Origin of the sequence: Streptomyces sp. NPDC001536 (genome assembly GCF_042894505.1) — a bacterium.
GTDB lineage: Bacteria > Actinomycetota > Actinomycetes > Streptomycetales > Streptomycetaceae > Streptomyces.
The window spans coordinates 81,865-94,460 of the sequence record NZ_JBIAVQ010000015.1; the positions used below are offsets into that span (position 1 = coordinate 81,865).

Here is a 12,596-nt window from a genome sequence, read left to right on the forward strand (position 1 = left end):
GAGGGCCGGGTCCTGTTTCCAGGATCCGGCCCTCTCGTGTTGCCGTACCGGCGTCAGATCACCGCGTCCGACGCGGAGCCCGAGGTGCTGGGCGAACCCGCGTCGCTGCTCTCCGGGGCGCTGGCGGAGGTGCTCGCCGGTGCGCTGGAGGAGGCGGGGCCGCTGGCGGAGTCGGTGGTGGACGGCTCCTCCGTGGGCGTCGGGGTCGTCGTGGGCGTCGGCGGCTCCGAGGTCTCGGGGTCGGTCGGCGTCGGCGAGCCAGTGGGATCGGTCGGTGTCGACGAGGTCGGCGGCTTCGAGGTCGAGGACGGCGGCCTCGTCGTGGGCGTCTTGCTCGGCGAGCTCGACGTCCCCTTCGTCCCGCTCGGGTTGTCCGAGGGCTCCGCGGTGTCCGTCGGCGTCGGGTCGTCGGACGTGCCGTAGGTGCCGTCGGGGCCCGGGTCGGTCGGCCGGCTGGTGGCCTCGCCGGTGTCGCCCTCGTCGCCGTTCTTCGGCACGTCGGCGCCCAGGCTGCCGTCGTCCAGGCCCTGGCTGGCCGAGGGGTTGGGGCCGACCTTGGTGGACGGGGAGTTGGGGTCGTTGTCGGAGGTGGCGCCGAGCGTGACCACCGTGCCGAGCACCGCCGCGAGCAGCGCGCCCGCGCCGGCCGCGACGAGGTTGCGGCGGGCCAGGCCCTTCAGACCGCCCCGGGCCTTGCGGTTGGGGACGGAGGCCGCCGGGACCCGGTTGGTGACCAGGGTCGAGTTGTCGAGCGGCGACTGGAGCGGCGGGAAGGCCGTGGGCACCCCGCCGGGCGGCGACTGGGACTCCTCGTGACGGGCGTCCGGCACCTCCTCGCCCGCCATGGCGGCTATCCCGAGCGGAACGCCCGAGCGGTCGGAGACCAGCGCCAGCGCCCGGCGCCCAGCGACCGTGCCGCGCTTGTCGGCGAGTGCGCCGCGCAGCCCGATGGAGGCCTCCAGTTCGGAGCGGGCCCGGTCGAGCTGGTCGGCGCAGAGTGCGAGGATGCCCAACTCGTGGTGGAAGTAGGCCTGTTCGCCCACATCGCCGGAGATCCGGGCGGCCTCGGCGCCGAACCGCAGGGTCCGCTCCCAGGCGCTCCAGTGCAGCCCCGCGGCGAACGCGGGCGCCGCCGTGCGGGCGAGCTGGACGGTGACGCTCTCCTCGTCCTCGGCGGGCGGGACCGCGGCCGGTACGAGGATGCCGAGCGCGGCGAGCACGGCGTCCGCCTCGGCGCACACCCGCTCGGGGGTGACCGAGGGATGCCCGGCCCACCAGGCGTAGTGCCGGGCGGCGGCGAGGGCCTTGGCCTCGCTGTCGGTGCCGTATCCGGCGGCCTCCAGCTGGGCCTGCACACCGGCGGCGAGCCGGTAGCGGGAGCCGACCGGGGAGACCAGCGCGCAGCCCAGCAGTTCGCCGAGGGCGGCGTCCGCGTGGGTGTCGCCGACGAGGGCGGGCAGATGGGCCTGGTGCGGCACCTCGCCACCGAGCGCCACGGCGAACCGCAGTGCGGCGCGCGCCGAGTCGCTGAGCCGGGTGGCGAGCAGGGCCGCGGGCGCGGCTCCCTCGGCGAGCGAGGGCAGCGGTACGTCGTGTCCGTCGCCGGCCTCGAAGGGCGCGTCGACCTGGGCTTCCTGGAAGACGCCGAACTCGTCGAAGGCGTCGGCGCTGGCCCGCAGCTCGTCGCGCTGGCGCAGCAGGGCGCCGGCTTGGACGAAGCGCAGCGGCAGCCCTTCGGACTCGAACCAGAGGTCGCCTGCCCAGTTGGCCTCCTCCTCGGTGAGGACGCGGCCGACACCGCGCTCCAGGAGCTCGACGCCGCCGGCCCGGTCCAGGCCGCTGAGGAAGACCTCCTCCAGGGCCGAGTCGGCGGTCGGCGCGGGTACGTCCGGTGTCGTGGCGACGAGGAGGGCGCACTCGGGGGTGGCGTCCAGGAGTTCGTCGAGCGCGGCACCGCCGAACTCCACGTCGTCGATGATGACGACCGCGCCGATCTCCCGGACGTACCCGAGCAGCTCGTCCCGTGCGGGCCGGTGCAGGGGTGCGTCGAAGACGGCGTAGAAGAGGTCGTACAGCAGGTCGTCGGCCGTGCGGTGGAAGCCGCTCAGCCGGATCACGCCGTCGGGGGCGAGGTCCGAGCAGTCCTCGGCGAGGAGGTCGAGCAGGCTGGTGCGACCGGAGCCCGCGGGACCGGTGAGACGTACGGAACGGCCGCGGGCGAGCAGGCGTACCAGCCGTTCGCGCTCGTCCTGGCGGGCCAGGAGGTGCAGGGTGGGACGGTTGAGGCCGGCCGGGACGGGCGGCTTGGCCGCGCGGTCCACCTCGGCTCGTTCGGTGGCGCTGAGCTTGCGGGGCGGCGCGGGCCGCTCGCCGGGCGGGCAGTTCTCTATCTCGCTGCCGTCGACGGGGTTGACGGTGAGCAGGTAGTCGCCGGACACCAGCTGCACCGTGCGGGCCAGGGCGGGTGTGCTCTGGCCGAAGTCGGGTGTGAGGGGGTCCCTGGGCGGGCGCTGGCGCGGCGCATCGCCGTCACCGTCATGGCCGTACTCCTCGGGTCCCCGGTTGTTCGGGTCCATAGGTCAAGCCCCCCAAAAGCGTCGTGTGCCGAGCCCCTCCCGGCCTTGCTGCACACCGCGCTGTCGCTTCTGGTCCGGGCCCGCTCGATCAGGGATGTTCACTCAGCGGGCGACCGAACCCTAAACCTTCGCACAGTATCTACGACAGCCCGGGGTACCGCGCCGTCCGAGACGTCACAGTCTCGTGAGGATTGTGCGCGACGTGCGTTTCACAGCGACAGCACCCGGCCCTCACACCGCATCCACACAAGGGGTCACACCCGGGGCAGCGACTCCACCCCGATGCCGCCCTCGATCGCCAGGATCCGGTGCAGCCGGGTCGCCACCAGCAGGCGCTGCATCTGCGGCGGTACGTCGCGCAGCACGAGGCGTCGGCCGCAGCGGCCGGCCCTGCGGTGGGCCCCCATGATCACCCCGAGTCCGGTGGCGTCCCAGGAGTCCAGCTCGGACAGATCCAGCACCAGATCGCCGACTCCGTCGTCGACGGCCGTGTGCAGGACCGTACGGGCGTCCGCCGCGCTGCGGACGTCGAGGCGGCCCCCGACGACCAGCTCGGCGTGGTCGCCCCTGATGAACATATGCGCTCCCCGTGGTGCGTCTCGTGCTCCGCGAATGTGATGTCTGGTGATGCAACGTCTGACTGCCTTGGGCGGTCGGAGGTTGCCGTCTGTAAGCGAACCGATACCGAATTCACCCCCGGGAGTGATGCCTCAGGGGCCTGTGCGGTTTCAGTGCTTGTAGAAGCCCTGCCCGCTCTTGCGCCCGATGTCACCGGCGTCAACCATCCGGCGCATCAGCTCCGGCGGGGCGAACTTCTCGTCCTGGGTCTCGGTGTAGATGTTGCTGGTGGCGTGCAGCAGGATGTCGACGCCGGTGAGGTCGGCCGTGGCGAGCGGGCCCATGGCGTGGCCGAAGCCCAGCTTGCAGGCGAGGTCGATGTCCTCGGCGGTGGCGACGCCCGACTCGTAGAGCTTGGTCGCCTCGACGACGAGGGCGGAGATGAGCCGGGTGGTCACGAAGCCGGCGACGTCCCGGTTGACGACGATGCAGGTCTTGCCGACGGACTCGGCGAACTCCCGTGCGGTGGCGAGGGCTTCGTCGCTCGTCTTGTAGCCGCGGACGAGCTCGACGAGCTGCATCATCGGCACGGGCGAGAAGAAGTGCACACCGACGACCCGCTCGGGGTGCTCGGTGGCCGCCGCGATCTTGGTGATCGGGATGGCGGAGGTGTTGGAGGCGAGCACGGCGTCCTCACGCACGATCTTGTCGAGCGCGCGGAAGATCTCGTGCTTCACCTCCAGCTTCTCGAAGACGGCCTCGACGACGATGTCGGCGTCCGCGGCGGCGTCCAGGTCGGTGGTCGCGGTGATCCGGCCGAGGGCGGCGTCGGCGTCGTGCGCCTCCAGCTTGCCCTTGCTCACGAACTTGTCGTACGAGGCCTTGATGCCGTCGGTGCCACGCTTGAGCGCCTCGTCGGTGACGTCCCGCAGGACGACGTCCCAGCCCGCCTGCGCGGAGACCTGGGCGATCCCGGAACCCATCAAGCCGGCGCCGATGACGGCAAGCTTCCGTGCCACTGTGCGACTCCCCTTTGAACGCCTTACACGCTGTTTACGTATGCCTCTTCGGCGGACCTTAGCGGGCGTGAGGTGTCGTGTGACCGGTTAGTAATGCGCGTCACGTCTCATCTGACGGACATCACACCGGCACGGCTCATCGGTGGTCTCGTACGGCGTAGTTGAGCACGTTCCGGCTCAACAGCTCCTCGATGTCGTCGAGAAGCGCCAGCACCTCTCGTGACACTTCGTCCGGATTGCGCCCGGCGACCATCTCACGCCCGACGTGTTCGAACACCTCCGAGTGGACCCAGCAGATCTGACCGGCGATCAGCCCCGGCAGCGGGTCGGCGTCGGCGGCGCCGGTCTCCTCCCGGAGGGTCGCCGCGAGGTGGTCGTGGATCTCCTGCTGGAGGCTCCACAGCCGGGAGCGGAGCGGCGGCGCCTCGTGGATGCAGCGCATGAAACGGTCGTAGCCCTCCATGAGTCCGATCCGCGGCGAGACCGCCTCCACCTCCGCGCGCAGCTCGCGCAGCACGGCCCGCGCGGCCGACTCCCCCACGTCCCGGCCGCGCACCCAGCGCGAGAGCTGTTCGACGACACCGGCGGAGCGGTCGAAGAAGAGGTCCTCCTTCGCCGGGAAGTAGTTGTAGACGGTGTTCACGGAGACGTCGGCGGCCTCCGCCACCTCCGCGATGGTCACGGTCACGAATCCGTGCTCCAGGAACAGCCCGGTGGCGATGTCCGAGATCCGCTGTCTCGTCTCGCGCTTCTTCCGCTCCCTGAGCCCTTCAGCCATGGTCCACATCCTAGCTTCGCTGGACTCCCTGAAACTTTGGGGTCATTGCAAAATTTAAGAGACTCTGTTTTTCTGTCGCCATGACCGTCATCAGTACGGCGGGCCTGGCCCGTACCTTCCAGACCAAACTCGGCCCGGTGGAGGCCGTGCGCGGCATCGATTTGAGCGTCCGCGAGGGCGAGATCCTCGGCTTCCTCGGTCCGAACGGCGCCGGGAAGACCACCACCCTGCGGATGCTCACGACCCTGCTGAAACCCACCGGCGGCGCCGCCACCGTCGCCGGCCACGACCTCACCACCGACGCCGCCGGGGTGCGGAGGGCCTGCGGCTATGTGGCCCAGTCGGGAGGCGTGGACCCGCAGATCTCCGTGCGGGAGGAGCTGGTCACCCAGGGCCGCCTCTACCGGCTGACGAAGACCCAGGCCGCCGAGCGGGCCGAGGAGTTGGCCCGGGAGCTGGGCCTGAGCGAGCTGCTGGACCGCACGTGCGGGGCGCTGTCGGGCGGTCAGCGCCGGCGCCTGGACATCGCGATGGCCCTCACCCATCGCCCGAAAGTGCTGTTCCTCGACGAGCCCACCACCGGTCTCGACCCCGGCAGCCGGGCCGACCTGTGGGACCTGGTCCGCCGACTGCGCGACGAACACGGCACCACGGTGTTCCTGACCACCCATTACCTGGACGAGGCCGACGCCCTCGCCGACCGCCTGGTCGTCGTCGACAAGGGCGTGGTCGTCGCGGAGGGCACACCGACCGCGCTCAAGCTGGAGTACGGCGGCTCGATCGACGCCTCGCTCCAGGACACCTTCCTCGCCATCACCGGCCGCAGCGCCACACCGGCCGACGCCGCCCCCGTAGCCGTATAGGAATCCCATGCTTGTCCAGGACACGGCCCTGATCTACGGCCGCTACCTCCGCCAGTCCCTGCGCTCCCGCTTCGCCCTGCTCTTCGGCGTGCTGATGCCGCTCCTCTATCTCCTCTTCTTCGGCCCCCTGCTCACCGATCTGCCGCTGGGCGGGGCGGGCAGCTCGTGGCAGCTGCTGGTGCCCGGGCTGCTGCTCCAACTCGGCCTGTTCGGGGCCTCGTTCGCGGGGTTCACGATCATCGTCGAGAAGAGCCAGGGGGTGGTGGAGCGGATGCGGGTGACGCCGGTCAGCCGGCTGGCGCTGCTGCTGGGGCGGGTGCTGCGCGACGCCACCGTCTTCGTCTTCCAGGCGGTGCTGCTGGTGCTGGCCGCGCTGGTGATGGGGCTGCGGGCCCCGCTGACCGGCATCCTGATCGGCTTCGCGTTCGTCGCGCTGCTGACGGTGTCGCTGGCCTCGCTGTCGTACGCGCTGGCCATGAAGCTGCACACCCCGGGCGAGTTCGGTCCGGCGGTCAACGCCCTGACGATGCCGATGATGCTGCTGTCCGGCCTGATGCTCCCGATGACGCTGGGCCCGGCCTGGCTGGACGTCCTCTCGCACTTCGTGCCGTTCCGCTATCTGGTGGACGCGGTCAGGGACGCCTACGTCGGCTCGTACACCTCGGCGCACATGGCGTACGGCGTACTGGTCGCCCTCGCCCTCGCGGCACTCGCCGTGACAGTGGGCACACGCGTGTTCCGAACGGCCGGGGCGTAACTACGCTGACCTCATGGTCAATCTGACGCGCATCTACACCAGGACCGGCGACCAGGGCACCACCGCCCTCGGCGACATGAGCCGGGTCGCCAAGACCGATCTGCGGATCTCGGCGTACGCCGACGCCAACGAGGCGAACGCGGTGATCGGCACGGCGATCGCGCTGGGCGGGCTCGACGAGGAGATCGTCAAGGTCCTCACCCGGGTGCAGAACGACCTGTTCGACGTGGGCGCGGACCTGTCCACGCCGGTCGTGGAGAACCCTGAGTTCCCGCCGCTGCGGGTCGAGCAGTTCTACGTCGACAAGCTGGAGGCGGACTGCGACCACTTCAACGAGCGGCTGGAGAAGCTCCGCTCCTTCATCCTGCCCGGCGGCACGCCCGGTGCGGCCCTGCTGCACCAGGCGTGCACGGTCGTACGCCGCGCCGAGCGCTCCACATGGGCCGCGCTGGAGGTCCACGGCGAGGTGATGAACCCGCTGACGGCGACCTATCTGAACCGGCTCTCGGACCTACTGTTCATTCTTGCCCGTACGGCCAACAAGGACGTCGGGGACGTGCTCTGGGTCCCGGGTGGAGAGCGCTGAGGCCGGCTCCTTCTTGGGCCAGATCGTGTACGACAGGGCGATCAGTCCGTAGATACCGACCGCCCGCAGCGCCACCCACTGGAACGAGCGCAGTGAGCTGATGTCGCCGGAGTCCCCGACGTACCAGACGGCGAGCTGAAGCAGACCGGCCGCCACCGCTCCCCCGTACACGGCCCGTAGCCACAGCTTCGCCTCGTGGGCGGCGCGGGCCCGGCCGTAGCGCGGGGGCTTCGGCGGGCGCGGGGCCCCGGCCAGGCGGTGGGCGGCGTGGCCGTCCAGCCAGCGGATCGTGTAGTGGCCGAAGGCGACCGTGTACCCGATGTACAGCGCGGCCACGCCGTGCTCCCAGCTCGGTTCGGCGCCGTTCTTGAGGTCGATCGCCGTGGCGACGAACAGGACCAGCTCCAGCACCGGCTCGCACAGCAGCAGCACCACACTGGTCCGCCGCCACTTCAGCAGGTACCGGACGGCCAGGCCCAGGGCCAGCAGCACCCAGAAGCCCACTTCACAGGCGATGATCAGCGTGACGATCACGACTCGCTCCTCTCGGTCACCCTTCCAGGCTCCCGTCGGCGACAGCCGCTTTCGTCGTCGGCGGTGACGAAGTGGCGGTACATCGAAAGATGCAGTTCGGAACCGTTCGCGGGCATCAGGCGGAGCCCGGGCCTCCCGTGTTGGATGGGGACATGGCCGTACGACTCCCCCGCCCGCACCGGTTCGACGTGTACGTCGCCGTCGGCGGGCTGCTCGGCGGCCTGCTGCTGACTCTCATGGGGCTGGGCACGCGGCGGGCCGACGACCCGATCACCCTCTTCGACGGCCCCTGGCCGGTGCTGCTGCCGCTCGTCGTGATGGCGGGCTGCGAGCTGCTGCGCCGCACGGCGCCCCGCGCGGCCCTGCTCATCGGCACGGCCGCGATCTGCGCCGACCTGGTGACCCAGGGCAATCTGGCCACGATCCTGATGTTCACCGACCTCGTGTACGCGGCCGTCCTGTACGGCCCGCTCGCCTCGGCCCGCCGCATCCAGTGGATCACCGGTCTGCTCACCGTGATCGGGACACTGGTGCCGTTCGCCGTGTGGCGGGTGCCCGAGGCGCTGCTGATCGGCGTGGTCGTCGGCGTCGTCGGGTACGGACCGGCCGCCACCGGCTGGATCGTGCGCAACCACCGCGACGCCGCCGAGGCCGCCCTGCTGCGCGCCGAACAGACCGCGCTGCTCGCCGAGATGGACCGCAGCCAGGCCGTCGGCGCCGAGCGTGCCCGGATGGCCCGCGAACTGCACGACATGGTGGCCAACCACCTCTCGGCGATCGCCATCCACTCCACCGCCGCGCTCTCCCTCGACGACCCGAAGACCTCCCAGGAGGCCCTCGCGGTCATCCGTGAGAACAGCGTCGAGGGACTGGCCGAGATGCGCCGGCTGATCGGCATCCTGCGGGACAGCAGCGGCGATCTGGAACCGGTCGCGGCCCCGACGCTCGACGGGCTCGGCTCCCTGGTCGACGGCGCCCGCGCCAACGGGCTCGACGTCGGCCTCGACCTCGACCACGGCCCGTTGCCGACCCCGGTCGAGCTCGCCGCCTACCGCATCGTCCAGGAGTCCCTGACCAACGCCCTCAAGCACGCGTGCCCGGGCCGGGTCAGCGTCGCCCTCGCCCAGCGGAACGGCTCCCTCACCGTCGTCGTGACCAGCCCGTACGGCCACCGGGACGGCCCTCGCGCCCCTGGTTCCGGGGCCGGGCTCGTCGGGATGCGGGAGCGGGCCGCGCTGCTGGGCGGCACATTCGAGGCGGGTCCCGACGGCGCCCTGTGGGCCGTGCGCGCCACCCTCCCCGTCACCGACGTCACCGAAGGAGACCCCGCATGATTCGCGTGCTCGTCGCCGAGGACCAGTCCGCCGTCCGCGCCGGGCTGGTCCTCATCCTGCGCAGCGCGCCCGACATCGAGGTGGTCGGGGAGGCCGCGGACGGCGAACGGGCGGTGGCGCTGGCCCGGGAGCTGCGGCCCGACCTGGTGCTGATGGACGTGCAGATGCCGCGTCTGGACGGGGTGTCGGCGACCCGGAGGGTCACGGAGGAGGGGCTCGCGGACGTCCTCGTGCTGACCACCTTCGACCTCGACGAGTATGTGTTCGGGGCGCTGCGGGCCGGGGCGGCCGGGTTCCTGCTGAAGAACACGGAGGCGAGGGACCTCGTGGAGGCGGTCCGCACGGTGGCGCGTGGCGAGGGGATCGTCGCTCCGGCCGTCACCCGCCGGCTGATCTCCGAGTTCGCCGCCAAGCCGGTACGGCAGCCGAGCGTCGACCCGGCGGTCCTGGACACCCTCACCCGCCGGGAACGGGAGGTGTTGTCCTGCCTGGGCGAGGGGCTGTCCAACGCGGGCATCGCGACCCGGCTCGACATGGCGGAGGCGACGGTGAAGACGCACGTCAGCCGATTGCTGGGCAAACTGGGCCTCCGGAGCCGGGTCCAAGCGGCCGTACTGGCGCAGGAGTTGGGCGTCTGAAGGTTTATTGCCGCGCAAAGGCGGCACAGTGGTCCAGACCTATTGACCCGTGGTCCAGACCTTTCTATTCTCGCCGCACCGTGGGCGTGAAGGCTCAGTCGCGCCCCCAACACCCCTCAAGGAGGCGCTGCATGCGCTTCAGACACAGAGTGGCGGCAGGGATAGCGACCCTGGTGCTCCCCTTCGCCGGCCTCGTAGGCCTCGCGAGCCCCGCCCAGGCCGCGGCATCGGCGACCGCCACCTACGCCAAGACGCAGGACTGGGGCACCGGTTTCGAAGGCAAGTGGACCGTCAAGAACACCGGCGACACCACCCTCAGCTCCTGGACCGTCGAATGGGACTTCCCCTCCGGCACGTCCGTCACCTCCGCCTGGGACGCCGACGTCACCTCCTCCGGCACCCACTGGACCGCCAAGAACAAGTCCTGGAACGGCACCCTCGCCCCCGGCGCCTCCGTCTCCTTCGGCTTCAACGGCGCCGGATCCGGCTCCCCCGCCAACTGCAAGCTCAACGGCGGCAGTTGTGACGGCGGCACCACGAACCCCGGCGACAGCGCGCCGAGCGCCCCCGGCACCCCGACCGCCTCGGACATCACCAACACCTCGGTGAAGTTGTCCTGGAGCGCGGCCACCGACGACAAGGGCGTCAAGAACTACGACGTCCTGCGCGACGGCACCAAGGTCGCGACCGTGACGACCACGTCCTACACGGACACCGGGCTGACCGCCGGCACCGACTACTCCTACTCCGTGCAGGCCCGTGACACCGCCGACCAGACCGGCCCGGTCAGCGGCGCCCGCGCGGTGCGCACCACCGGCGGCACCACCGACCCGCCGCCCACCGGCGACAAGGTCAAGCTCGGCTACTTCACCGAGTGGGGCGTCTACGGCCGCAACTACCACGTCAAGAACCTGGTCAGCTCGGGCTCCGCGTCGAAGATCACGCACATCAACTACGCGTTCGGCAACGTCAAGAACGGTCAGTGCACCGTCGACGACACCTACGCCGCCTACGACAAGGCCTACACCGCCGACCAGTCCGTCAGCGGCACCGCCGACACCTGGGACCAGCCGCTGCGCGGCAACTTCAACCAGCTGCGCCAGCTGAAGGCCAAGTACCCGCACATCAAGGTGCTGTACTCCTTCGGCGGCTGGACCTACTCCGGCGGCTTCGCCCAGGCCGCGGCCAACCCGGCCGCGTTCGCCAAGTCCTGCAAGGCCGTCGTGGAGGACCCCCGCTGGGCCGATGTCTTCGACGGCATCGACATCGACTGGGAGTACCCCAACGCCTGCGGACTCACCTGTGACACCTCCGGCGCTGCGGCCTTCAAGAACCTGATGTCCGCGCTGCGCACCGAGTTCGGCTCGAACTACCTGGTCACCGCGGCCATCACGGCCGACGGCTCCTCCGGCGGCAAGATCGACGCGGCCGACTACGGCGGCGCCTCGGCCTCCGTCGACTGGTACAACGTGATGACGTACGACTACTTCGGCGCCTTCAACGCGCAGGGCCCGACCGCCCCGCACTCGCCGCTGACCTCGTACTCCGGCATCCCGCAGGCGGGCTTCAACTCCGCCGACGCGATCGCCAAGCTGAAGTCGAAGGGTGTGGCCTCGAAGAAGCTGCTGCTCGGCATCGGCTTCTACGGCCGCGGCTGGACCGGTGTCACGCAGGCCGCCCCCGGCGGCACGGCGACCGGCGCGGCCCCCGGCACCTACGAGGCCGGCATCGAGGACTACAAGGTCCTCAAGAACTCCTGCCCGGCCACCGGCACCATCGCGGGCACGGCGTACGCCTACTGCGGCAACAACTGGTGGTCCTACGACACCCCCGCCACCATCGGCACCAAGATGACCTGGGCCAAGAACCAGGGCCTGGGCGGGGCGTTCTTCTGGGAGTTCAGCGGCGACACCGGCAACGGTGAGCTGGTGAGCGCCATCAACAGCGGGTTGCAGTAATCCCGTTAAGCAACATTGACGCGCTGACCGGGCGGGGCTGCTTCCAGCCACGCGAGGAAACCGGTCAGCGCGTCTTCGCTCATGGCGAGTTCAAGACGCGTGCCCCGGTGCAGACAGGTCAGGATGACGGCGTCGGAGAGCAGCGCCAGCTCCTCCTCGCCCTCGGGCAGCCGGCGTCCGGCGACCTCGATCGCGGCGCGCTCCAGGATGCGGCGCGGGCGGTAGGCGTAGGAGAAGACGCGGTACCACTCGATGCGGTCGCCGTTGTAGCGGGCGACGCCGTAGCTCCAGCCCTTGCCGTTGGTGTCGGGTTTCTCCGGGACGTCCCAGCGCAGCGAACAGTCGAAGGTGCCGCCGGAGCGCTGGATGAGTCTGCGACGAAGGCCGAAGACGAACAGCCCCAGCACTACGAGTGCCACGACGATTCCGCACACAGTCAGAGCGAGGACCATCGACACCGACCTCCTCGTCTACTCGGTAACGGAATGGAAAAAACATCCACATTTGCCTCAGCCGCGACCAGGGCCGGATTGCTCCGGTCCCAGCCGCGGCTGAGTGACGTCATACGCGATCGCGCTGGTTCAGCGCGTCGCCGCCGCACGGATACGTACGTCCGCGCGGCGCTCGGCGGCGGCGTCACCCTCCGCCTTCGCACGCTCCAGCTCGCGTTCCGCGCGCTGGATGTCGATCTCGTCCGACAGCTCGGCGATCTCGGCCAGCAGCGACAGCTTGTTGTCCGCGAACGAGATGAAACCGCCGTGCACCGCGGCGACGACCGTTCCACCATCACTCGTACGGATGGTCACCGGGCCCGACTCCAGCACACCGAGCAGCGGCTGGTGACCGGGCATGACGCCGATGTCGCCGGACGTGGTGCGCGCGACGACCAGGGTGGCCTCGCCGGACCAGACCTCTCGGTCGGCCGCGACCAGCGCGACGTGCAGCTCAGCAGCCAAGGTGGCTCCTCGGGTCACCACCCGGCTGTTCGGCCGGGT

13 protein-coding genes are annotated in these 12,596 nt (G+C 70.6%); 6 read left to right on the forward strand and 7 right to left on the reverse strand.

Annotated elements, in window-relative coordinates; genetic code table 11:
* Positions 1-53: 53 nt before the first annotated feature.
* From ACFY0U_RS34260 to ACFY0U_RS34275, 4 genes are all read right to left on the reverse strand, one after another.
* Positions 54-2,576 (reverse strand): ATP-binding protein, encoded by a 2,523-nt coding sequence (locus ACFY0U_RS34260; protein WP_388642427.1) that lies wholly within the window; start codon positions 2,574-2,576, stop codon positions 54-56.
* 254 nt (positions 2,577-2,830) lie between these two features.
* Complete coding sequence (locus tag ACFY0U_RS34265) at positions 2,831-3,154, reverse strand: STAS domain-containing protein (RefSeq protein WP_067029557.1); 324 nt, start codon at positions 3,152-3,154, stop codon at positions 2,831-2,833.
* Between the two features lie 150 nt (positions 3,155-3,304).
* Positions 3,305-4,153, reverse strand: coding sequence for a 3-hydroxyacyl-CoA dehydrogenase family protein (locus ACFY0U_RS34270; protein WP_388642428.1), 849 nt, complete (start codon positions 4,151-4,153; stop codon positions 3,305-3,307).
* 136 nt (positions 4,154-4,289) lie between these two features.
* On the reverse strand, positions 4,290-4,931 hold the full coding sequence (locus tag ACFY0U_RS34275) for a TetR/AcrR family transcriptional regulator (RefSeq protein ID WP_388642429.1): 642 nt from the start codon (positions 4,929-4,931) through the stop codon (positions 4,290-4,292).
* A gap of 80 nt (positions 4,932-5,011) precedes the next feature.
* Here ACFY0U_RS34275 and ACFY0U_RS34280 point away from each other — a divergent pair, with 80 nt between their 5' ends.
* The 3 genes from ACFY0U_RS34280 to ACFY0U_RS34290 are packed head-to-tail and all read left to right on the forward strand — an operon-like array spanning position 5,012 to position 7,137.
* A complete protein-coding gene (locus ACFY0U_RS34280; protein ID WP_388642431.1) occupies positions 5,012-5,794 on the forward strand; it encodes an ABC transporter ATP-binding protein in 783 nt (260 codons plus the stop codon).
* Positions 5,795-5,801: 7 nt separating this feature from the next.
* Entirely contained in the window at positions 5,802-6,551 is a 750-nt protein-coding gene (locus ACFY0U_RS34285; protein ID WP_388642433.1) for an ABC transporter permease, read from the forward strand.
* Between the two features lie 13 nt (positions 6,552-6,564).
* Entirely contained in the window at positions 6,565-7,137 is a 573-nt protein-coding gene (locus ACFY0U_RS34290; protein ID WP_388642434.1) for a cob(I)yrinic acid a,c-diamide adenosyltransferase, read from the forward strand.
* Here the strand turns inward: ACFY0U_RS34290 and ACFY0U_RS34295 are convergent.
* Positions 7,063-7,671 carry a hypothetical protein gene (locus tag ACFY0U_RS34295; protein ID WP_388642436.1) on the reverse strand — a complete coding sequence of 203 codons (609 nt, stop codon included), beginning with the start codon at positions 7,669-7,671 and terminating at the stop codon, positions 7,063-7,065. The genes ACFY0U_RS34290 and ACFY0U_RS34295 overlap by 75 nt on opposite strands.
* Positions 7,672-7,823: 152 nt before the next feature.
* On the opposite strand from ACFY0U_RS34295, the gene ACFY0U_RS34300 reads away from it, so the two are divergent.
* From ACFY0U_RS34300 to ACFY0U_RS34310, 3 genes are all read left to right on the forward strand, one after another.
* Complete coding sequence (locus ACFY0U_RS34300; RefSeq protein WP_388642438.1) at positions 7,824-9,005, forward strand: sensor histidine kinase; 1,182 nt, start codon at positions 7,824-7,826, stop codon at positions 9,003-9,005.
* Entirely contained in the window at positions 9,002-9,643 is a 642-nt protein-coding gene (locus ACFY0U_RS34305; RefSeq protein WP_388642440.1) for a response regulator, read from the forward strand. The genes ACFY0U_RS34300 and ACFY0U_RS34305 overlap by 4 nt, the downstream gene beginning before the upstream one ends.
* Positions 9,644-9,774: 131 nt before the next feature.
* Positions 9,775-11,601: a glycosyl hydrolase family 18 protein gene (locus ACFY0U_RS34310; RefSeq protein WP_388642442.1), complete on the forward strand. Its 1,827-nt coding sequence runs from the start codon at positions 9,775-9,777 to the stop codon at positions 11,599-11,601.
* A gap of 5 nt (positions 11,602-11,606) precedes the next feature.
* Here ACFY0U_RS34310 and ACFY0U_RS34315 read toward each other — a convergent pair whose 3' ends face one another.
* Together ACFY0U_RS34315 and ACFY0U_RS34320 are read right to left on the reverse strand one after the other, a co-directional pair.
* Positions 11,607-12,053 carry a DUF2550 domain-containing protein gene (locus ACFY0U_RS34315; protein ID WP_388642444.1) on the reverse strand — a complete coding sequence of 149 codons (447 nt, stop codon included), beginning with the start codon at positions 12,051-12,053 and terminating at the stop codon, positions 11,607-11,609.
* Between the two features lie 129 nt (positions 12,054-12,182).
* On the reverse strand, positions 12,183-12,557 hold the full coding sequence (locus ACFY0U_RS34320) for a F0F1 ATP synthase subunit epsilon (RefSeq protein ID WP_171143736.1): 375 nt from the start codon (positions 12,555-12,557) through the stop codon (positions 12,183-12,185).
* Between the last annotated feature and the right edge of the window lie 39 nt (positions 12,558-12,596).

Excerpts from the sequence above, each read along its gene's own strand:
- ACFY0U_RS34260 (WP_388642427.1), bottom strand. The coding sequence starts at position 2,576 with ATGGACCCGAACAACCGGGGACCCGAGGAGTACGGCCATGACGGTGAC.
- ACFY0U_RS34265 (WP_067029557.1), bottom strand. The coding sequence starts at position 3,154 with ATGTTCATCAGGGGCGACCACGCCGAGCTGGTCGTCGGGGGCCGCCTC.
- ACFY0U_RS34275 (WP_388642429.1), bottom strand. The coding sequence starts at position 4,931 with ATGGCTGAAGGGCTCAGGGAGCGGAAGAAGCGCGAGACGAGACAGCGG.
- ACFY0U_RS34280 (WP_388642431.1), top strand. The coding sequence starts at position 5,012 with ATGACCGTCATCAGTACGGCGGGCCTGGCCCGTACCTTCCAGACCAAA.
- ACFY0U_RS34285 (WP_388642433.1), top strand. The coding sequence starts at position 5,802 with ATGCTTGTCCAGGACACGGCCCTGATCTACGGCCGCTACCTCCGCCAG.
- ACFY0U_RS34290 (WP_388642434.1), top strand. The coding sequence starts at position 6,565 with ATGGTCAATCTGACGCGCATCTACACCAGGACCGGCGACCAGGGCACC.
- ACFY0U_RS34300 (WP_388642438.1), top strand. The coding sequence starts at position 7,824 with ATGGCCGTACGACTCCCCCGCCCGCACCGGTTCGACGTGTACGTCGCC.
- ACFY0U_RS34305 (WP_388642440.1), top strand. The coding sequence starts at position 9,002 with ATGATTCGCGTGCTCGTCGCCGAGGACCAGTCCGCCGTCCGCGCCGGG.
- ACFY0U_RS34310 (WP_388642442.1), top strand. The coding sequence starts at position 9,775 with ATGCGCTTCAGACACAGAGTGGCGGCAGGGATAGCGACCCTGGTGCTC.
- ACFY0U_RS34315 (WP_388642444.1), bottom strand. The coding sequence starts at position 12,053 with ATGGTCCTCGCTCTGACTGTGTGCGGAATCGTCGTGGCACTCGTAGTG.